This is a genomic window from Ensifer adhaerens (assembly GCF_013283195.1).
Classification (GTDB): Bacteria; Pseudomonadota; Alphaproteobacteria; order Rhizobiales; family Rhizobiaceae; genus Ensifer; species Ensifer adhaerens_G.
This window is the reverse complement of sequence record NZ_JABEKT010000006.1, coordinates 132,348-150,362: the sequence shown is the minus strand read 5'-3', so window position 1 is coordinate 150,362 and position 18,015 is coordinate 132,348. Positions and strand designations below refer to the sequence as shown.

Sequence of the window (18,015 nt, the reverse complement as noted above, 5' to 3'; positions counted from 1 at the left end):
GACATCTGGGCACCACAGCTGCCCGAGCCAATGTTGGCCCGGAAACAAATTGATTACATCTGCCGATGTGCATTCGCAGGGCGGGCAATCGTCTTGTTATCTCAAGCTCCAGTTTTCCCAGACGAACACATAGCACCAATCGCACTTGTGCGTGGTTTCCAGCATCTTGATTATTCTTGCCCTCAAAGGCTTCGCATCCTTGATGAAGGTGTGAAACTGAACTTGAATATTGCCTATGTTGCCAACAAACCCTTCCTCGATAATATGAGGAAGAAGATCGTATTCGCCGCCCTCGATATTGATCTTGATCAGGTCGATCTTCTTGACATCGAGTTCACGGACGACGTCGGAGAAACGGCGAACGCGCACGACTGTGCCCTGTCCGTTCGTGTTATCCGGTTTCACGGATGAGCCGTCAGCGTCATCGGAAAGAATGAACGAGCCGTCGACATCGCTCAACCCGAAGTTGAAGCAGCGAATTTTCTCGTTGCCTTGAAATCTGTTCACGCAGATCTCGTAGAAGTCCTTGCTGGGCTCAAAGATGTAGACGTAGCACCCATACAGGCCGGAAATTTTCTCCGCGAAATCGCCCTTGTAGCCGCCGACGTCGAAGACCACGGAATCGGGATTGAGATCGTACTGTAGGCGAAGCGTCTCATCGCCCTTGTCTTTGAACCATCGGCGCACTTCTCTTGGGAAGACGTCGCCCAGCACCCATACTCGATAGAGGGCCCCTATCTTGCGAGAGATTTTTGCGTACTTCCGAGCAAAGAAATTTTGCCGTTTCCCTGATTGGTCATTTGCAGTCGACATAGCGTAATTCGGAGCCTCTTACATATCGAGGAAGAACAACAGGCGTTCCCATCGGTTTTATTCTGCATGCTAAACAGGATTTTTCAGAGCTAATCTCCGAAAAAATCGGAGCCCGCGGCAGCTCTTAACAGATAGTTCTCCGCCCCGAACGATCTGGCTCCCTGTCAAGCGCCGCTCACGGCTTCTCGGATTGCGGCATCCACAGACGCTGCCACGTGGCAGGCAGGATATCGCTTGCATCGTGATCCTTCGAGCGAAACCACTGTGCTGGCGCAATCACGTGCTTTTCCACGTTCGGATTGAGCCACGCCCCCCACCAGCTGAATGTGCTGTTGGCGATAATGTGCGCGCGGCAAGCTGCCATCAGGTGCATGTCCTCGCCGTCCTGACCATCCGCCTGAGGCTCCACGAAGATCATCGACGGCCAGGACGGCAGGTTGGCGCGGGCCCAGGCCGGATCATCGGAGAACACAAAGAAAGACGGGTTGTCGAAGCGCGCAGCCATCTGGCGCATTGCCTCGGCATACCACTCCGGTTCGCATGTCCCGTGGATGGAGTTGGCCGAGGGATTGCTGACATAGTCACCGCGGCGAACATGGACGGAGACGGGCGCGTCGGCAGCGCGCACCTGCTGCAAGACCTTTTGTCTTGCAGCGCTGAAGGGGGCCCTGAGTCCGAACTCCTTGCGGATGACATCTGCCACAGAGGCAAAGTACTTCTCGGTCTGCCAGTAGCCCTGGAGGTGCACCGGGCCACGCAATTCGAGGATCGCTGCGTCAAACGTGTTGGCTCGCTCCTTGGCGATGAGACAGGGCGACGTCTTGGGCAGAAGCCGCGACTTCACCTTGTTGAAAAGCCCCCTGCCCGGCTTCGCCGGCACTTCGTCCGGGCGAGCGCTCTCCGCTTGAATTGCAAACTGCTCCAACCCGAAAGCCCAGGTCTTGTAGCGTTGCATTTCCGTCAGATCCAGCTTGAGCGTTTGTCCGCTAGCAGACGCGAGCGACCGGCCGGCCGCATACTGAAACATCTGGTTGCCGAGACCACCAAGGATACGCGTGATTATCAAGAGATTACCTTCGATTGTTGGGTTGCTTCAACAGGCTCTGACCCGTCACGCCTCGTCCGGCTCTTTCCATCGCCCCACATAAGGCAGATTGCTCAGGAAGCGACCGATATCGTCACGCGCGCGGTAGATCGCCCGCAGTCGCCGGAAGCGCCGCGACTTCTTTGCACGCTGGCCTCCCTGCCAGATCTCCGATTGCTCGGGCGTTTCCGCCGCGTGCGTGACAGGCAACGGCGAGATCCCATAGGAACCGACCCCGTGGGTCCAGAACCGATCCAGGTGGCAATCGACCGGCTCGAACCAAATCGCGGCCGTGGCCAAAAGCTTGGATGCGGCCTGTGGCGACACCGCATAGCACGACGTCCCGTGCGGTCCACGCTCGAAGCGGACAATGCGCATCGCGTCGTTCAGGCGCTCGCATGTCGCCCATTGGCGCCGCTTGTGCCCGGAAAACCGCAAGAGCCCGTAGCGCTCGATCTTGCGGGCGGCGAAGTGATAGGCTTCCGCAAAATTGTCGTTGAGAACGACATCATCTTCGAAGATGAGAAGCGGCTTGTTCTCTCGCACGCAGCGCTCCCAAAGAAGATAGTGGCTGGCGAAGCACCCAAGTTCACCTGCATTGAGAATGAACCCTCTGCGAACTTCAGCAAGATGCTCGTCAAAATGGTCAAATGACGAATGCCGCCCCTTGCGCCCGTCGACCGCATCGAAAAAGCTGTAGGGCAATCCGAGCGGTTCAAGCAGGCGCACCATGTCCTCACGTCGCTCGACGGAACGTTCCAGATTAACCACGACAATCTCGAGCGCAGTATCCTTCACTTTATCGATCACCCCTGTGTCACTTGATCATCACATTTCGCAAGGTTTCTGGGCCAACTGGAGCGAACTTGTCAATCCGCCACCGCTGCCCGGTATCGCCATATTGGTGTTGTCGGCGTCAAGACGCGTTGAATGCACGGCGCCCGTCCGATGATCCAGTCTCAGGTCGATACGAAGGCAGGTAGACCGTTGCGAAGAATTGCCGTGGCGGTCTTGCGTCGGAAAATATCGCATGGAAGTCTAAGGCTGCGCAATTGCGCAAGATCGTGGCTTGGTCTAAGCGAAGACCTTCATTGGCAGCGATACTGTGGCCGTTTGGCACGCCCTACCAGCGCCTTTTAACCTCCCGCGCACGCCGCCCGGGAGCGACCGCGCGAAAGGCAGGCAGCAAGCCGCCGCATCGATCAGGAAGTGCAATGCCTCAAATTGACCTTTGCATCGTTGCCACCCGGCGGCCCGAACTGCTTGCGCAAACCCTTGCGAGTTTTCGCGAGAAGGTGCTTTGCCAGCTTGATATGGGATCGACCTATCTCAATCTCGATCCGGCCTTCGGCACGCCAGACGACCATGCGGCCTGCATTCAGGTCATGCGTGGGCACTTTCCCGATGCGGTGATTTTCGAGCCGGAGCAGCCCGGCTTTTGCGCCGCCGTCGCAAGAACATGGGCGGCAAGCAAATCGGACTATGTCTTCCACCTGGAAGACGACTGGATTTCGCTTAGGGACATGGGCAAGGAACTCTTCGAGCCCTTTGACGATCCGTCCGTCATGCAGGTATCGTTTCACACCGCCGACCAGAACTGGGACATCGCACGCAAGGGCCACGTCCATCAGCGCAACGAGTATGCGCGGCTGCTCGGCATCAAGATCCCGCTGTTTCGCACCTTCCCGAAGTTCACCACCTCGCCGTCAATCCTGCGCGGCAACTTCGCGCGCCATTGCGCCAGCCTGATGGATCTCAGCCGCGATCCTGAAAAGCAGTTTTATTCCGGGGTCAACCCGGCCATGGAAGCCTACGTCGCAAGCTATCGCAACTACATCTTCTCGCCGGAGGCAAAGCCGGTCATTCGCGACATGGGACGGGAATGGCGCGATCAGCGCAACATTCGCAAGGTGATCACCAACTCCACCTCGACCTGGGAAAACGGCAGCTGAACCCGGAGCATCCCGCTTTCGACGGAAGTGCCGAAGGCAGACAAGATGCTCAGAACCGGATTTCCGGAGCGCCGGCGGTCGGCGTTGCCCGCGTTTCTTGCGACACAGGCGTATTGATCAGCCGTCACCCCACTTCGGCGCGACGGCTGATTTTTCAAAGTCAGGCAGCAACACCCTTGCGCTGAAAGCCCTTGCTCGCGACCATCAGATTGCGCGTATACTCTTCGCCGATGCGCCCTGCGACGAGATCAGCCGACGACAGCCGCTCGACCACACGGCCATTCTGCATCACCGCCAGGCGGTCGCACATGTGGGTGACGACCCCGAGGTCATGGCTGACCATGATGAAGGTGAGCTTGCGGTCTCGCCGCACCTGTTCGAGCAGGTTCAGCACCTCCGCCTGCACCGACGCGTCGAGCGCCGAGGTCGGCTCGTCGAGCAACAGGATTGATGGCTCGAGGATCAGCGCCCGGGCAATGGCGATACGCTGACGCTGGCCGCCGGAAAGCTGGTGCGGATAACGGAAACGGAAACCCGAGCCGAGGCCGACTTCGTCGAGCGCCTTCAGGATGCGGCGCTCGCCATCGGCGACGCCGTGAATGGCGAGAGGTTCGAGCAGTTGCCGATCGATCGTCTGGCGTGGATGCAACGAACCGTAAGGGTCCTGAAACACCATCTGCACATCGCGATAGAACGCCTTGTCGCGGCGGTTCCCGACGAGCACCCGATCATGCACCCGGATCTTGCCTGACGTCACCGGCGCAAGGCCGGCGATCGCGCGAAGCAGGGTCGACTTTCCGGAGCCGGACTCGCCGACGAGCCCGAAGGATTCGCCGGGCGCGACATCGATGCTGACATCATCCAGTGCCTTGAACTCGTCATAGGTCACGACGAGATTTTCGGCGGATACGGTGGCGGTCGTCATAGGGCCCACTCCGGTTTGCGATCGAGAACGGGCAGCGGGTGGCGATCGGAGCCGATCGCCGGCATGCAGTTCAACAGGCCCTGGGTATAGGGATGTTTGGCGTTTGCTAGATCGGACGCGGCAAGCTCCTCTACGATCTTGCCGGCATACATGACGATGACGCGGTCGCAGAACGACGACACCAGCCTGAGGTCGTGCGAGACGAAAATCAGGCCCATGCCGCGGTCGGACACCAGCTTGTCGAGGATACCAAGCACTTCGAGCTGGACGGTCACGTCGAGCGCGGAGGTCGGCTCGTCGGCAATCAGCAGCTCAGGGCCGGCCACCAGCATCATCGCGATCATCGCGCGCTGTCCCATGCCGCCTGAAACTTCGTGCGGATAGAGATCGAAGACGCGGCCGGGATCGCGGATTTGCACCGCCTCCAGCATGTCGAGCGCCCGCTCGCGCGCTTCCGCACGGCCGACCTTCTCGTGTCGCGTCAATGTCTCGACGATCTGCCGCCCGATGCTCATCACCGGGTTCAGCGAGTACTTCGGGTCCTGCAGGATCATGGCGATCCGCTTGCCTCTGAGATCCCGCCGCACCTTCGGCGCGGCCGAAAGCAGGTCGATGCCCTCAAAGGAAAGCGTCTTGGCCGTTACCCGCGCATGCGCGGGCGTCAGTCCCATGATCGCGCGGCCGGTCTGCGACTTGCCGGAGCCACTTTCGCCAACAATGCCGAGCCGCTCGCGCCCGAGCGTGAAGGAGACCCCACGCACGGCTTCGACCACCCCGGTGCGGGTCGGAAACGAGACCTTCAGGTCGTCGACAGTCAGGAGCGGGCTCATTGTCCGCTCTCCCGCGGGTCGAGGGCGTCGCGCAGGCCGTCGCCGAGCAGGTTGAAGCCGAGGCTGACGATCAGGATCGCAACGCCGGGCATGGTGGCAACCCACCACTGGTCGAGGATGAAGCGGCGACCGGATGCGATCATCGCGCCCCATTCCGGGAGTGGCGGCTGCGCGCCGAGGCCGAGGAAGCCTAGGCCCGCGGCGGTCAGGATGATGCCGGCCATATCGAGCGTGACGCGCACGATCAGGGACGACATGCACATCGGCATCACATGGCGGAAGACGATGCGCGTCGGCGACGCGCCCATCAGCTGCACGGCGGCGATATAGTCGGAGTTGCGAACCGTCAGCGTTTCGGCGCGCGCGATGCGCGCATAGGGCGGCCAGGAGGTAATCGCGATCGCGATGACGGCATTCTCGATGCCGGGGCCAAGTGCGGCCACGAAAGCGAGAGCCAGCACCAGCTTCGGAAAGGCGAGGAAGATATCGGTGATGCGCATCAGCACGGCATCGACCCAGCCGCCGGCATAGCCCGCGACCGCGCCGACGATCAGGCCGACCGGGGCGGCGATAATTGCGACGAGCAGCACGACGGCGAGCGTCAGACGCGAGCCGTGGATCAGCCGGGAGAGAATGTCACGACCGAGATCGTCCGTGCCGAGCAGGTAGCCGGGGGTCCCGGGCGGCAGCAGGCGGGCGTTGGCGAGATCGCCGATATAGGGCGAGTGCGGCGCCAGCACGTTGGCAAAGGCAGCGATGAACACCAGCGCCAGCAGGATCAAGAGGCCGAGAACGGCCAGCTTGTTGGCGGAAAAGCGCTGCCAGGTCATGTAGGCACGGCCGAGGCGCGCCTGGGTGCGCGATTGCGGCCGATCGGACAACAGCCATTCGCGGCGCGTCATCGGGCGGGTTTCTGTGACGGTGCTCATCGCTGGCGCGTCCTTGGGTCAAGCGTCCGATAGAGAAGATCGGACAGGAGATTGATGCCGATGAAGACCGAACCGATGACGATGGTGCCACCGAGAACGGCATTCATGTCGGCATTCTGCAGCGAATTGGTGATGTAGAGACCAAGGCCCGGCCAGGCGAAGACGGTTTCAGTCAGGACCGACCCCTCGAGCAGACCGGCATAGGAAAGCGCAATCACGGTCACGAGCGGCACGGCGGCATTGCGCAGCGCGTGGCCCCAGATGATCCGGGTTTCCGAAAGCCCCTTGGCGCGGGCGGCAACGATGTATTCCTGCTGCAGTTCGTTCAGCATGAAGCTGCGCGTCATGCGGCTGATATACGCAAGCGAGAAATAACCGAGCAGCGATGCCGGCAGGATGATGTGGCGGAAAACATCCCACAGCACGTCCCACTGCCGTTGCCAGAGCGCGTCGAACAGGTAGAAGCCGGTGATCGGCGTGAAGGTGTATTCGAAGACGATGTCGATGCGGCCGGGATAGGCGACCCACTTCAGCCGGGCGTAGAACACCAGCAGCGACAGGAGCGCCAGCCAGAAGATCGGCACGGAATAGCCGACAAGCCCGATGACGCGCACGATCTGGTCGGCAATGCTGCCGCGCTTGACGGCGGCGAGAACACCGAGCGGCACACCGAAGATGGCGCCGATCAGCGTGCCGAGCGTCGCAAGCTCCATGGTCGCCGGAAAAACGCGGCGGATGTCGGTCATCACGGGATTGGTCGTCAGCACCGAGATGCCGAAGTCACCGGTCAGCGCCTGGCGGACATAGATGAAGAACTGTTGATAGAGGGGCAGGTTCAGCCCCATCGCCTCGCGCGTCCTTTCGACGACATGCGTCGGCGCCCGGTCGCCGAGGACGGCGAGCACCGGGTCGATCGGGATCACCCGGCCGATGAAGAAGGTCACGGCCAGAAGGCCGAGATAGGTGGTGACGACGATCACCAGGAACCGCAAAACGGCGCCCACGATCTTCGCTGGACGGGCGCGTCGGCGCCCGCCCATCCGTTCTGTTCCGCTCATGCTCAAGGGAACTATCCTTTCGGGTTATTCCTTCGAGATGCCAGCAACGAAGTTGGTGTCGAAGCTCGGGCCGAGCTTCAGGCCCTTGACGTTGCCGCGGTAGCCGGCGACTTCGGTCTGCTGGAAGATGATCACGAACGGGCTTTCGCCGAGAACGGTCTTCTGCAGTTCCTTGTAGGTTTCCGCACGCTTGGCGCTGTCACGCTCGAGCAGGGCAGCCTTGGTCTTCTTCGTCAGTTCCGGAACGTCCCAGGCATTGCGCCAGGCAAGCGTCTTGTTCTTGCCTTCGTCGGAGTTGTCGGGGTTGGCGGTGAAGGTTTCGGCATTCGAGTTCGGGTCGAAATAGTCCATGCCCCACTGACCGATATACATGTCGTGGTTACGGGCACGGTACTTCGTCAGCGTCTGCTTGCCGTCGCCGGGGATGATTTCCAGCTTCACGCCGGCCTGGCCGAGCGTCTGCTGGAAGGATTCGGCAATGCCGGTGACCGGCTGGCCGTTGCGTACGTCCATGGTGACGGTGAAGCCGTCGGCAAGGCCGGCCTTGGCCAGCAGTTCCTTCGCCTTGGCGACGTCGAACTTGTAGGGGTTCTCGTCAAGCGCACCCAGAACGCCCTTCGGCAGGAAGCTCTGGTGGATTTCGCCGATGCCCTTGATGAGGGTCGAGCCGATTGCATCGTAGTCGACCAGGTACTTGAACGCTTCGCGCACCTCAGGCTTGGCAAGGTTGGCGTTCTTCTGGTTGAGGCTGATGTAGTAGACGGTGCCCTTCGGCGCATTGGTCGTGGCAAGGTCGCCATTCTTCGCAACGGCGTCGAAATCGCCCGGCTCCAGGTTGCGCGCGACGTCGATGTCGCCGGCTTCCAGCGCCAGGCGCTGGCCCGAGCTTTCCTTCATGTGGCGATAGATGACGCGGGCAAGCTTTGCCTGTTCGCCATAGTAGTTTTCGTTGCGCTCGAGAACGATGACTTCGTTGGCGCGCCATTCGCGCAGCTTGAACGGGCCCGAGCCGGCATAGCCGGTCTTCAGCCATTCATTGCCGAAGTCGTTGTCGTACTTGTACTCGTCGCTCGGCGTGACAGGCTTGACGTTTTCAAGCACCAGCTTCTTGTCGAGCACGGCGCCGACGGTTGCCGTCAGGCAGTTCAAGACGAAGCTCGGTGCGTAGGGTTGGTCGACGGTAAAGACGAAGGTCGTGTCGTCGGTGGCCTTGGCCTTTTCCGTCACGTTGTCGCCGGTGAGGCCGAACTGGGTGAGGATGAAGGCGGGGCTCTTGTCGAGCTTGACGGCGCGCTCGAACGACCAGGCGACATCGGCAGCCGTCACCGGATTGCCGGAGGCAAACTTCAGGCCGGGCTTCAGCTTGAACGTATAGGTCAGGCCATCGTCAGACACGGTCCAGCTGTCGGCCAGATCACCGACAACCTTGGTGGTGTCGTTGATGTCGAGGCGAACCAGCATGCTGTAGGTGTTGCCGGTGATTTCGGCCGCGGTCAGCTCGAAGGCTTCGCCCGGATCCATGGAGATGACGTCGTCGATTGCAAAGGCTTCGACCAGCGTGTCCTTTGGCGTTTCGGCAAAGGCCGGTGCGGTCGCGGCCATCACCATGGCGAGCGCCGCCGAAGCGGTCAGAAGACGAAGACGTCCATTGAGCTTGTGCATCATTTTTTGCAGTTCCCTCGTTTGCACCCCTTTCGGGGCTCTTCTTCATGGGTTCAGGCGGCCTCGTGCCAAGCCTGCCCCAGAACTCTCAGCCAGTTCTCCCGGCATATCTTTGCCAGTTCGGCGTCACCATATCCGGCGGTCTTGAGCGCCGCAACGAGCTTCTGGCCGCCCGCCGCATCGCCGATATCTTCCGGTATCGTCGCGCCGTCGAAGTCGGAACCGAGCCCGACGCAGTCGATCCCCATCCGCTCGACCATGTAGTCGATGTGGCGAACCATGTCGGAAAGCGGTGTCGCGGCGTTTTCCTGCGCGTCGGCGCGCAGCATCGTGGTTGCGTAGTTGAGACCGACGAGGCCCTTGCTTTCACTGACGGCATCGAGCTGCCTGTCGGTGAGGTTGCGCGCAACCGCCGTCAGCGCATGGGCATTCGAGTGGCTGACGACCAGCGGCTGGTCGCTCGCCTTGGCGACGTCCCAGAACCCTTTTTCGGTGATATGGGCGAGATCGATGAGGATGCCCAGGCGGTTGCACGCCTTCACCAGCTCAAAACCGGCCTCGGTCAGGCCCGGCGCGGTATCGGGCGACATCGGGAAAGCGAAGGGCACGCCGTGGGCAAAGGCGTTGTGGCGGCTCCAGACCGGTCCGAGCGAACGCAGGCCGGCGGCATAGAACGTTTCGAGCGACGACAGATCGGCACCGATCGCCTCGCAGCCTTCCATGTGCAGCACGGATGCAAAGGTGCCCTGCCCGGCCGCATCGCGGATTTCGGCGGTCGAACGGCAAAGCTTCCAGGCGCCGGCCCGATCGAGACGGACAGCGATATCGGCCATCTCGATGGCGACGCCCAGCGACGGCAGATGCTCGAGCGGCGCGGAGAGCGGTGTGGCATAGTGGCCATTCGCGTCCGGACCCGCCAGCACCAGATCGCCCGAGGGAACGTAGATCGCGCACAGACCGCCGATCAGGCCGCCTGTTTTCGCACGCGGCGCATCGATATGTCCCTTGTCGGTACCGCCGACGAACTCGCCAACCGGGTCGCTTCCCTTGCGCGCGTTCTGCCATAGCCGCAGAAGCACGTCATTATGGCCATCGAAAACCGCCTGCATTCCGGATTTCCTTATGTTTTCAGGGAGATCGGATGAGGCATACAATGCCGCACCGAAGGAGGAAAGATCGGATGCTATTGAAACGCCGATCCCTTTTCAATTGATATTGAGGGGTTTTACCCAACGCCCGCTGTCGCGAAATGTTGCATGTTTGCCGCACGTGCACCATCAGAGAGGGCGCGAACAGGCCGAAAAGCTATGCCGAGGGCAGAAATTCTGCCATTTCTAGGGCATGAGACTGGCCGGATCCGGGGTTATGGATCGGCGCGCCGCATGATGCGGTATTGGGGGTTTTGTTGCTGCGTTTGTTTTCTTGGGCTGGCCGACCGGGCCAAGTGGGCCGCGTCGCCACCGTTCTGCTCCTGGCGTCCGTTCTGGCAGCCTGTGCCAGCCGACCGGTCGGCGTGCTCGTTCCATCGGGAACGGCCGGCGGCGCCTCGGAAGTCGATCTGCTGGTCGCCACCACCCGCGCGCCCTCGACCGAGCCCGGCGTGCTTTTCAGCGGCGAGCGCTCAGATGAACTGTCGCTTACCGAAATTGTCGTCTCGATCCCGCCCGAAAAGAGCCGCACGGTTGGTCAGGTTCAGTGGCCGAAGAAACTGCCGGCCAATCCCGAACGCGAGTTTTCGACCGTCAGTGTGACGCCGCTGAAGGGTAAGGACGACGCGCAGTCCTGGCTGAAGGGCAATCTGCCGAAAAGCCGGCGCGTGCTGATCTTCGTCCACGGCTTCAACAACCGTTATGAGGACGCGGTCTATCGCTACGCCCAGATCGTCCACGATTCGGGAACGGATGTCGCGCCGGTGATCTTCACCTGGCCGTCGCGCGCAAGCGTCTTCGACTACAACTACGACAAGGAAAGCACCAACTATTCGCGCGACGCGCTCGAAGACCTGCTGCACCGCGCGGCGCGCGACCCGAAGGTCGGCGAAATCACCGTCATGGCCCACTCGATGGGATCGTGGGTCACGGTCGAGGCGCTCCGACAAATGGCGATCCGTGATGGCCGCATCGCGCCGAAGATCACCGACGTCATCCTCGCCTCGCCGGATCTCGACGTCGACGTGTTCGGCAAGCAGATCCAGGCGATGGGCAAGGCACGGCCGAAGTTCACGCTGTTCGTGTCGCGCGACGACCGTGCGCTCAACCTCTCCCGCCGGATTTCCGGCAATATCGACCGTCTCGGACAAATCGACCCGACGGTCGAGCCCTATCGCACCCAGCTGGAAACCGCTGGCATCACCGTTCTCGACCTGACGGCGCTGAAAGGCGGCGACAAGTTGAACCACGGCAAATTCGCCGAAAGCCCTGAAGTCGTGCAACTGCTCGGCAACCGATTGATCGCCGGCCAGACGGTCACCGATTCCGATGTCGGCCTCGGGGAGCGCATCGGCGCCGTGACGCTCGGCACCGCCCAGACCGTCGGCAGCGCCGCCAGCGTCGCTGTGTCGACGCCGATCATGATCTTCGACCCACGCACCCGCGCCAACTACGGCAATCAGGTCCGCCGCCTTGGCCAATCGGTGGAAAACACCGTCGGCTCGACTGTTGCCCCCTGAGATCGCTCCTTGTTGCGTGGTCAAGGCCCGGTAGGCTATGCTTTATCGGGCAACGGGAAAATGAAATGAATCTCAAGGAGTTCGCAGGCCAGCTGGGGCTGTCGCAAACGACGGTCAGCCGTGCGCTCAGCGGTTATCCGGAAGTCAAGAAGACGACGCGCGAACGGGTGCTGAAGGCGGCAGCCGAACTCGGCTATCGGCCGAACACCAGCGCGCTCGGGCTTGCGACCGGACGCGTCGGCACCATCGGCATCGTCTTTCGCGGCGGCGGCGATTTCGGCCCGCACACCAGCGAGTTCATGGGCGGACTCGGCAGCCGGCTGCAGCAGGCTGATGTCGATATCCTGCTTTCCACCGTCGACACGCGGGAAGCGGAGCTTGCAACCTACCGCCGGCTTGCCGCCAGCAAGCGCGTCGATGCGGTCATCCTGCATTCGCCTGCGGTCGACGATCCGCGCATCGCCCTTCTGACCGAGCTGCGGCTGCCTTTCGTCCTGCATGGGCGAACCGGGACCGCAGGCAATTTCGCCTTTCTCGACATCGACAATTTCGGCGCGATCCGCCAGGCGACCGAGCTTTTGACCGCTCTCGGCCACCGCCGCATCGCGCTGGTCAACGGCCATCGCGGCTATACCTTCACCGAACATCGACAGGACGGTTATGCGGCAGCCCTCGGCGCGCGCGGCATCGATATCGATCCCAACCTGCTCGGCAATGGCGACTTCACCGACGAGATGGGTTTTCGCCTGATGCAGGGGTTCTTGGCACAGGAAAACCGGCCGACGGCCGTCTTGGCCGGCTCGATGATGTCGGCGCTCGGCGCGATGCGGGCCATCCGCAGCGCCGGAATGACCGTCGGCGAACACATCTCCCTGATCGCCCACGACGACGTCTTTCCGTATCTGAGCCCCGAGAACCTGATCCCGACGCTCACCACCACGCGCTCATCGATCCGCGCTGCGGGAACGCGGATCGCCGAGATGGCTCTGGACCTTCTTCAGGGCACGCCAGCGGCCGATCTGTGCCAGGTCTGGCCGGTGGAGCTGGTCATGCGCAGTTCCACCGCACCGCCTCCGAACTGAAGCGCTGTCAAACCGAGAGTTCGCGCCTTTCGGCTTCGGTCTCCAGCGCCAGGTCCAGCACCTTCTGCAGGTTCGCGGCATGGCGGAAGCCCGGCTCAACCGTCTTGGCGTCCTTAACCGCGGCGGCAAACCGCTCGTAGTTGGTCGGCACCGTGCCGGCATCGACATCGCGCCAGGTCGCCGTTTCGACATCCGTGCCGAGGCAGGCACGAAGCGTCGAGCCATCCGGCGTATGCACCACTTCAAGCGCACCCTTGTCGCCGTGCAGCCGAAGCCGCAACTCGTTGAGGTGGCCGGTCGCCCAGCGGCTGGCATGGATCACGCCCATGGCACCGTTGCCGAACTCGGCGGTCATGACAAAGCTGTCATTGGCGTCGAGATCATACTCGCCGATGCGGTTTTCCGGCGCCTTGTCGAAGGTCTTCAGCCGCGCAAAAATCCGCTCGGCGTCGGTGCCGGCGCCATAACCGGCAAAATCGAGGATATGGATGCCGACATCGCCCAGAACACCGTTCGAACCGTGTTTGGTCGACAGTCGCCAGAGCCACTGCGATTCCGTCGCCCAGTCGCCCCAGGCCTTGGAGACGAGCCAGCTCTGCAGATAGGAAGCTTCGAGGTGGCGCAGCCTGCCAACATCGCCGGCCAGCACCATCGCCCTCGCCTTCTGCAGCGGCGCGACATTGCGATAGGTTAGGTTGACCATGGTGACGAGGCCAGATCGCTCCGCCGCATCGGCCATTTCCGCGGCCTTGGCGTAATTTTCCGCGAGCGGCTTTTCGCACAGCACATGCTTGCCGGCAGCAAGCAATGCCAACGTCGTCGGGTGGTGCGCCTTGTCCGGCGTCACGTTCGTCGCCGCATCGAACTTGCCCCAGGCGATCGCCTCGTCGAGCGAGGTGAAGGTGTTCGCGATGCCGTGTCTCTCGGCAAAGTCCTTGGCGCGCTTGGGGTCGACGTCGACCGCCCCCACCATGTCTACGCCTTCGATCCCGGCGAAGGCTTCGGCATGGCTGTTGGCCATGCCGCCGGTTCCAACAACAAGAAGACGCATAGCGATCACCTGTAGCCGGCTTCGCCGGCCTCATGCAGCTTGGGCCCACGCTCGACGATCGGCTCCAGCGCATTTTCCACCGGCACGTTCGGCGCGTCGTGGATCGCGGTGTAGCGGTTGTCGGCGTTGTAGGCCCACTTGACCGCGTTGCGCAGCACCTTCTGGACATTGGCGTCATGATAAGTCGGATAGGTCTCATGGCCCGGACGGAAATAGAAGATGTTGCCGGCACCGCGGCGCCAGGTGAGACCGGAACGAAACACTTCGCCGCCGGCAAACCACGAGATGAACACCGTCTCCAGCGGCTCCGGCACGGAAAACTGCTCGCCATACATCTCTTCGTTTTCGAGGACAAAATTCTCGCCGATGCCCTCGGCAATCGGGTGGCGCGGATTGATCGCCCAGACGCGTTCACGCTCGCCGGCCTCGCGCCATTTGAGCGCGCAAGGCGTGCCCATCAGCCGCTTGAAGATTTTCGAGAAATGACCGGAATGCAGAACGATCAGGCCCATGCCTTCCCAGACGCGCTTGGCGACGCGCTCGACCACCTCGTCGCTGACCGCACCATGATCCTTGTGCCCCCACCACAGAAGCACATCGGTCGCAGCGAGTCGCGCCTCGGTCAGGCCATGTTCCGGCTCCTGCAGCGTCGCTGTCGTCGCCTCGATCGAAACGTCGGTGTTCAGCGCCGCCGCGATCGTGTTGTGCATCCCGTTGGGATAGATGCTTCTCACGACCTCATTGGTCTGCTCATGGATGTTTTCGCCCCACACGACTGTCCGGATTGGCATCGGCAAACTCCCGTTTATGCGCAGCTGTTAAAATTGAAAGCGGTTTCAATTCGTAGAACTAGTCATGCGCCAACGCCTTTGCAAGCGCTTTTTGCCCTGCCTGATGTCAGCGACCGGATGTCGGCAGAGAGATTTTCAGTGGAACGTGGACTTGGAGAAGACGTTGAGCACGATGACGCCGCAGATGATGAGCCCGAGCCCGATCACGGCGGCAAGATCCAGCTTCTGGCCAAAAGCAAAGTATCCGACGAGTGAAATCAAGACGATGCCGAGACCACTCCACACCGCATAGGCGATGCCAACAGGGATATAGCGCAGCGTGTAGGACAGGAAGAAGAAGGCGATGGCGTAACAGACGACCATCGTCACCGTCGGCACCAGCCGGGTAAAATGCTGTGCGGCCTGCATCGCCGAGGTCCCGAGCACCTCAAAGACGATCGCAACGACCAGGACGGCATAGAGCATGGCGGGGTTCATTTTGGTCTCCCTCCGACCTATCGCGTTGAAAGCGCTTTGAGATTGTCGGCCAGCGCGAGGCGTGCCGCGGCATCAAGGTCATGGCTCTGCATCAGGTCGGCGAGCCAGAGGCCATCTGCCGCAAACCGGGCGAGCACGCAGTGTGGCGAGGCGTCGGTTTCCGCGAACTCCTGAGAGCGGCGATTGACCCATTCGCGCCAGCGGACCTTCAGGTTCGGCTCGGCAATCATCGCGATCGTCAGCATCCGCCAGCCGGGCACGTCCGCATCGGGGTCGAGCGTCGAGCAGACATCGACATAGGCGCGGGTAAAACGCCCCTGCGCCACCGGATCCGCGGCCATCGCCTTTTCGATCGCCGCATCGAACCGCACGACGAGATCGTCGAACAATCCATCGAGCAGCGCCGACTTGTTGGGAAAATGGTGCAGCAGCCCACCCTTGCTGACGCCGGCCGCATGCGACACCGCATCCAGCGTGATGCCTGCCACCCCCTGCTCATGCGACAGGCGCGCGGCGACCTCCAGCAATTGCTGGCGGACCTGTTCGGGTTGCTTCTTGCGGCGATGGGCGTCTGTCATGGCATTATAAAGATACCGTCTGGACGGTTTGTCAAGATCACCGCGACAATCCCGCGCCGAAACGCCGCAAAAACAAGAGGCGGAAAGCCGTTGTCCGTCAGGTCCTGGCGGGCTAGGACAAAGGCACGAAGGAAGCGGCGATGGCAGATCAGGAAACGACGACCCTCTATGACGCGATCGGCGGCGACCCAACGGTGCGTGCGCTGACCCATCGTTTCTACGAACTGATGGACACGCTTCCGGAAGCCGCACGTTGTCGCGCGGTTCATCCGCCTGACCTGTCGGGTAGCGAGGAAAAATTCTACGAGTATCTGACCGGCTGGCTCGGCGGGCCGCCGATCTATGTGGAAAAACGTGGCCATCCGATGCTGCGGCGCCGGCATTTCGTGGCCGAGATCGGGCCGCAGGAGCGGGACGAATGGCTGCTCTGCTTCACCCGCGCGCTGGAAGAAACGGTGACCCATCCGAAGTTGCGGCAGATTATCCTCGATCCCATCACCCGCCTCGCCTTGCACATGCAGAACAAGGAATGACGATGCCTTCAAGTGGATTGCGCGCAACGACGCTCTTTGTCGCCGGATTGATGGGGCTTGCCGGGGTGGTCAGCGCCGCCGCCGCATCGCATGGCCCCGACCCCAGGCTGCTTGCCGGGATCTCCGCCATGTGCCTGGCGCATGCCCCGGCGCTCGTCGCACTTTACGCGGCCTGGCCGAGCTTCCGCACCGCTCCGGTCGCAGCCTTGCTGATCGCATTTGGAACGGCGCTGTTTTCAGCCGACCTCGCCATGCGCCACATGGCGGGACAGGGCCTGTTTCCGATGTCGGCGCCGCTCGGCGGCACGACGATCATGGCCGGCTGGCTTGCCGTTTCGCTCGGCGCCTTCCTTCCAAAGAAGGCGCCGTGACGCTTAAAGACCGTTCGCAGCGCGGGGGATCAGGCGCCTTCGACGACGGAAAAACCTTCGAACTTCGGGGGCCCTAGATACATCGCCCGGTTGTCGCCTGCGTTCTTGTGGGCGGCCCGGAAATTCTCCGACTTCGTCCAGGCCGAGAAGGCATCCTTGTCCTTCCAGGTCGAATTCGACACGAAGAGCGTATACCCCTCCTCCGGCACGCTTTCGCCCCTCAGAAGATGAAACGAGAGGAAGCCCGGCATTTCGGCAAGGCTTGAATCGCGGCCCTTCCAGATGGCTTCGAAAGCCTCTTCCTGGCCGATGGCGATACGAAAACGGTTCATTGCGTAGAACATAGCCTGCCTCTTATGCGCTGTCTTTCTTGCGAGCCGGCTCGTTGGCCGCTCTCGGGAAGGCAACAATAGTGGCCTCCTGCGCCTCCGCAAGCCCAAAGGGATCCCGGCCCGGCCGGCGCGTTTCCCAGGACGGGAACTCGGTGACATTCGGGTTTTCTTCGAGCATGCGGGAGCGCCGCGTCAGCAATTCATAGAGTTCGGGCACGAGCCCATCGCCATTTTGCGCTGCCAACTTGTGCAGGCCGATCATCATGCACTTGTCCTGTCGGTCTTCAATCATGTCGAAATCTCCAGGCGCGCGGGCAGCCACTCGCCATCGCCGCGCGTCATGTTTTTGGGTGGTTCTAGTCGTTGCGGCTGTTGGTGAGGTCCTGCAGCGCCCGCTCGAGGCTCGACTTCGAACCGTTGCGCAGCGGCACGAAGGCCTTGCCCCACTTCTTGCAGCCGGTCTTCACGCGAAGACACGCATCGTGGCTGATGCAATCGATCGGGCAGAAGACACAGTCGACAGAAGGAAGGACGCGGTCGATGCGCGATACCGCCTCGCGCAGGCCGCCATCGTGATGCAGCAACTCCGCACCGAAGGAACTGGCGATTTCGCGCAGATGGGCGACCTGGCAGTCGCGCCCGCCGACATAGAGAAAACTGCGGCCTTCGAGTGTCGTCTTGGCGACCTCTTCGCGGACCTCGACCCGTTCGGAACCGGAACGACCCTTGCCGCTCTTGGCCGCATTGTGGTGACGCTTGCCGCGCATGCAATCTTCTCCGCCTCATTGCTGCGTCAGCTGCCCTCATGGCAACCGATCGCATCGGGATCGACACACACCGTTCGGTTGCGTCACGGCGGCAACTTATTAAACTTGATAT

21 protein-coding genes are annotated in these 18,015 nt (G+C 61.7%); 5 read left to right on the top strand and 16 right to left on the bottom strand.

What is annotated here, in order from left to right; all coding sequences use genetic code 11:
• Positions 1-96: 96 nt before the first annotated feature.
• The 3 genes from LPJGGPFB_RS32085 to LPJGGPFB_RS32075 form a co-directional block, all read right to left on the bottom strand.
• Positions 97-813 (bottom strand): FkbM family methyltransferase, encoded by a 717-nt coding sequence (locus LPJGGPFB_RS32085; protein ID WP_173423955.1) that lies wholly within the window; start codon positions 811-813, stop codon positions 97-99.
• Positions 814-988: 175 nt separating this feature from the next.
• Positions 989-1,879, bottom strand: coding sequence for an alpha-1,2-fucosyltransferase (locus tag LPJGGPFB_RS32080; protein ID WP_173423954.1), 891 nt, complete (start codon positions 1,877-1,879; stop codon positions 989-991).
• A gap of 45 nt (positions 1,880-1,924) precedes the next feature.
• A complete protein-coding gene (locus LPJGGPFB_RS32075; RefSeq protein WP_173423953.1) occupies positions 1,925-2,695 on the bottom strand; it encodes a glycosyltransferase family 25 protein in 771 nt (256 codons plus the stop codon).
• 416 nt (positions 2,696-3,111) lie between these two features.
• On the opposite strand from LPJGGPFB_RS32075, the gene LPJGGPFB_RS32070 reads away from it, so the two are divergent.
• Positions 3,112-3,849: a glycosyltransferase family 2 protein gene (locus LPJGGPFB_RS32070; protein WP_234903170.1), complete on the top strand. Its 738-nt coding sequence runs from the start codon at positions 3,112-3,114 to the stop codon at positions 3,847-3,849.
• Between the two features lie 160 nt (positions 3,850-4,009).
• On the opposite strand, the gene LPJGGPFB_RS32065 is transcribed toward LPJGGPFB_RS32070, so the two are convergent.
• From LPJGGPFB_RS32065 to LPJGGPFB_RS32040, 6 genes are read right to left on the bottom strand one after another with little or no spacing between them, the layout of a single operon-like run.
• Entirely contained in the window at positions 4,010-4,774 is a 765-nt protein-coding gene (locus tag LPJGGPFB_RS32065) for an ABC transporter ATP-binding protein (RefSeq protein ID WP_173423952.1), read from the bottom strand.
• Positions 4,771-5,604 (bottom strand): ABC transporter ATP-binding protein, encoded by an 834-nt coding sequence (locus LPJGGPFB_RS32060; RefSeq protein ID WP_173423951.1) that lies wholly within the window; start codon positions 5,602-5,604, stop codon positions 4,771-4,773. Before LPJGGPFB_RS32060 ends, LPJGGPFB_RS32065 begins: the two co-directional genes overlap by 4 nt.
• Complete coding sequence (gene nikC / locus LPJGGPFB_RS32055; RefSeq protein ID WP_112810654.1) at positions 5,601-6,533, bottom strand: nickel transporter permease; 933 nt, start codon at positions 6,531-6,533, stop codon at positions 5,601-5,603. Before nikC ends, LPJGGPFB_RS32060 begins: the two co-directional genes overlap by 4 nt.
• Positions 6,530-7,573: an ABC transporter permease gene (locus LPJGGPFB_RS32050; protein ID WP_173423983.1), complete on the bottom strand. Its 1,044-nt coding sequence runs from the start codon at positions 7,571-7,573 to the stop codon at positions 6,530-6,532. Before LPJGGPFB_RS32050 ends, nikC begins: the two co-directional genes overlap by 4 nt.
• A 42-nt stretch (positions 7,574-7,615) precedes the next feature.
• Positions 7,616-9,256, bottom strand: coding sequence for an ABC transporter substrate-binding protein (locus tag LPJGGPFB_RS32045; RefSeq protein WP_173423950.1), 1,641 nt, complete (start codon positions 9,254-9,256; stop codon positions 7,616-7,618).
• Positions 9,257-9,306: 50 nt separating this feature from the next.
• Positions 9,307-10,362 carry a dipeptidase gene (locus LPJGGPFB_RS32040; protein WP_173423949.1) on the bottom strand — a complete coding sequence of 352 codons (1,056 nt, stop codon included), beginning with the start codon at positions 10,360-10,362 and terminating at the stop codon, positions 9,307-9,309.
• 335 nt (positions 10,363-10,697) lie between these two features.
• Between LPJGGPFB_RS32040 and LPJGGPFB_RS32035 the strand changes: the two genes are divergently transcribed.
• Together LPJGGPFB_RS32035 and LPJGGPFB_RS32030 are read left to right on the top strand one after the other, a co-directional pair.
• Complete coding sequence (locus LPJGGPFB_RS32035) at positions 10,698-11,921, top strand: alpha/beta hydrolase (protein WP_173423948.1); 1,224 nt, start codon at positions 10,698-10,700, stop codon at positions 11,919-11,921.
• A gap of 65 nt (positions 11,922-11,986) precedes the next feature.
• On the top strand, positions 11,987-13,003 hold the full coding sequence (locus LPJGGPFB_RS32030) for a LacI family DNA-binding transcriptional regulator (protein WP_173423947.1): 1,017 nt from the start codon (positions 11,987-11,989) through the stop codon (positions 13,001-13,003).
• 7 nt (positions 13,004-13,010) lie between these two features.
• Here the strand turns inward: LPJGGPFB_RS32030 and LPJGGPFB_RS32025 are convergent, their stop codons facing one another.
• From LPJGGPFB_RS32025 to LPJGGPFB_RS32010, 4 genes are all read right to left on the bottom strand, one after another.
• Positions 13,011-14,054: a Gfo/Idh/MocA family protein gene (locus LPJGGPFB_RS32025; protein WP_173423946.1), complete on the bottom strand. Its 1,044-nt coding sequence runs from the start codon at positions 14,052-14,054 to the stop codon at positions 13,011-13,013.
• A 5-nt stretch (positions 14,055-14,059) separates the two neighbouring features.
• Positions 14,060-14,845, bottom strand: coding sequence for a ThuA domain-containing protein (locus LPJGGPFB_RS32020; RefSeq protein ID WP_173423945.1), 786 nt, complete (start codon positions 14,843-14,845; stop codon positions 14,060-14,062).
• A gap of 135 nt (positions 14,846-14,980) precedes the next feature.
• Positions 14,981-15,322, bottom strand: a complete 342-nt coding sequence (locus LPJGGPFB_RS32015) for a DMT family transporter (RefSeq protein ID WP_173423944.1) — start codon at positions 15,320-15,322, stop codon at positions 14,981-14,983.
• A 17-nt stretch (positions 15,323-15,339) separates the two neighbouring features.
• On the bottom strand, positions 15,340-15,900 hold the full coding sequence (locus tag LPJGGPFB_RS32010) for a TetR/AcrR family transcriptional regulator (protein WP_173423943.1): 561 nt from the start codon (positions 15,898-15,900) through the stop codon (positions 15,340-15,342).
• 140 nt (positions 15,901-16,040) lie between these two features.
• Between LPJGGPFB_RS32010 and LPJGGPFB_RS32005 the strand changes: the two genes are divergently transcribed.
• Both LPJGGPFB_RS32005 and LPJGGPFB_RS32000 read left to right on the top strand, forming a co-directional pair.
• Positions 16,041-16,433, top strand: a complete 393-nt coding sequence (locus LPJGGPFB_RS32005; protein ID WP_173423942.1) for a globin domain-containing protein — start codon at positions 16,041-16,043, stop codon at positions 16,431-16,433.
• Between the two features lie 2 nt (positions 16,434-16,435).
• Positions 16,436-16,804, top strand: coding sequence for a DUF423 domain-containing protein (locus LPJGGPFB_RS32000; RefSeq protein WP_173423941.1), 369 nt, complete (start codon positions 16,436-16,438; stop codon positions 16,802-16,804).
• 29 nt (positions 16,805-16,833) lie between these two features.
• Here the strand turns inward: LPJGGPFB_RS32000 and hmuQ are convergent, their stop codons facing one another.
• From hmuQ to LPJGGPFB_RS31985, 3 genes are all read right to left on the bottom strand, one after another.
• Positions 16,834-17,148 (bottom strand): heme-degrading protein HmuQ, encoded by a 315-nt coding sequence (gene hmuQ, locus LPJGGPFB_RS31995; RefSeq protein ID WP_173423940.1) that lies wholly within the window; start codon positions 17,146-17,148, stop codon positions 16,834-16,836.
• Between the two features lie 10 nt (positions 17,149-17,158).
• On the bottom strand, positions 17,159-17,428 hold the full coding sequence (locus tag LPJGGPFB_RS31990) for a hypothetical protein (protein WP_173423939.1): 270 nt from the start codon (positions 17,426-17,428) through the stop codon (positions 17,159-17,161).
• Positions 17,429-17,492: 64 nt separating this feature from the next.
• Complete coding sequence (locus tag LPJGGPFB_RS31985; RefSeq protein ID WP_173423938.1) at positions 17,493-17,903, bottom strand: DUF2325 domain-containing protein; 411 nt, start codon at positions 17,901-17,903, stop codon at positions 17,493-17,495.
• Between the last annotated feature and the right edge of the window lie 112 nt (positions 17,904-18,015).

Bases quoted from the DNA above. Each gene is read 5' to 3' on its own strand.
- LPJGGPFB_RS32085 (WP_173423955.1), bottom strand. From the start codon at position 813: ATGTCGACTGCAAATGACCAATCAGGGAAACGGCAAAATTTCTTTGCT.
- LPJGGPFB_RS32070 (WP_234903170.1), top strand. From the start codon at position 3,112: ATGCCTCAAATTGACCTTTGCATCGTTGCCACCCGGCGGCCCGAACTG.
- LPJGGPFB_RS32065 (WP_173423952.1), bottom strand. From the start codon at position 4,774: ATGACGACCGCCACCGTATCCGCCGAAAATCTCGTCGTGACCTATGAC.
- LPJGGPFB_RS32060 (WP_173423951.1), bottom strand. From the start codon at position 5,604: ATGAGCCCGCTCCTGACTGTCGACGACCTGAAGGTCTCGTTTCCGACC.
- nikC (WP_112810654.1), bottom strand. From the start codon at position 6,533: ATGAGCACCGTCACAGAAACCCGCCCGATGACGCGCCGCGAATGGCTG.
- LPJGGPFB_RS32050 (WP_173423983.1), bottom strand. From the start codon at position 7,573: ATGGGCGGGCGCCGACGCGCCCGTCCAGCGAAGATCGTGGGCGCCGTT.
- LPJGGPFB_RS32045 (WP_173423950.1), bottom strand. From the start codon at position 9,256: ATGATGCACAAGCTCAATGGACGTCTTCGTCTTCTGACCGCTTCGGCG.
- LPJGGPFB_RS32040 (WP_173423949.1), bottom strand. From the start codon at position 10,362: ATGCAGGCGGTTTTCGATGGCCATAATGACGTGCTTCTGCGGCTATGG.
- LPJGGPFB_RS32030 (WP_173423947.1), top strand. From the start codon at position 11,987: ATGAATCTCAAGGAGTTCGCAGGCCAGCTGGGGCTGTCGCAAACGACG.
- LPJGGPFB_RS32025 (WP_173423946.1), bottom strand. From the start codon at position 14,054: ATGCGTCTTCTTGTTGTTGGAACCGGCGGCATGGCCAACAGCCATGCC.
- LPJGGPFB_RS32020 (WP_173423945.1), bottom strand. From the start codon at position 14,845: ATGCCAATCCGGACAGTCGTGTGGGGCGAAAACATCCATGAGCAGACC.
- LPJGGPFB_RS32015 (WP_173423944.1), bottom strand. From the start codon at position 15,322: ATGAACCCCGCCATGCTCTATGCCGTCCTGGTCGTTGCGATCGTCTTT.
- LPJGGPFB_RS32010 (WP_173423943.1), bottom strand. From the start codon at position 15,900: ATGACAGACGCCCATCGCCGCAAGAAGCAACCCGAACAGGTCCGCCAG.
- LPJGGPFB_RS32005 (WP_173423942.1), top strand. From the start codon at position 16,041: ATGGCAGATCAGGAAACGACGACCCTCTATGACGCGATCGGCGGCGAC.
- LPJGGPFB_RS32000 (WP_173423941.1), top strand. From the start codon at position 16,436: ATGCCTTCAAGTGGATTGCGCGCAACGACGCTCTTTGTCGCCGGATTG.
- hmuQ (WP_173423940.1), bottom strand. From the start codon at position 17,148: ATGTTCTACGCAATGAACCGTTTTCGTATCGCCATCGGCCAGGAAGAG.
- LPJGGPFB_RS31990 (WP_173423939.1), bottom strand. From the start codon at position 17,428: ATGATTGAAGACCGACAGGACAAGTGCATGATGATCGGCCTGCACAAG.
- LPJGGPFB_RS31985 (WP_173423938.1), bottom strand. From the start codon at position 17,903: ATGCGCGGCAAGCGTCACCACAATGCGGCCAAGAGCGGCAAGGGTCGT.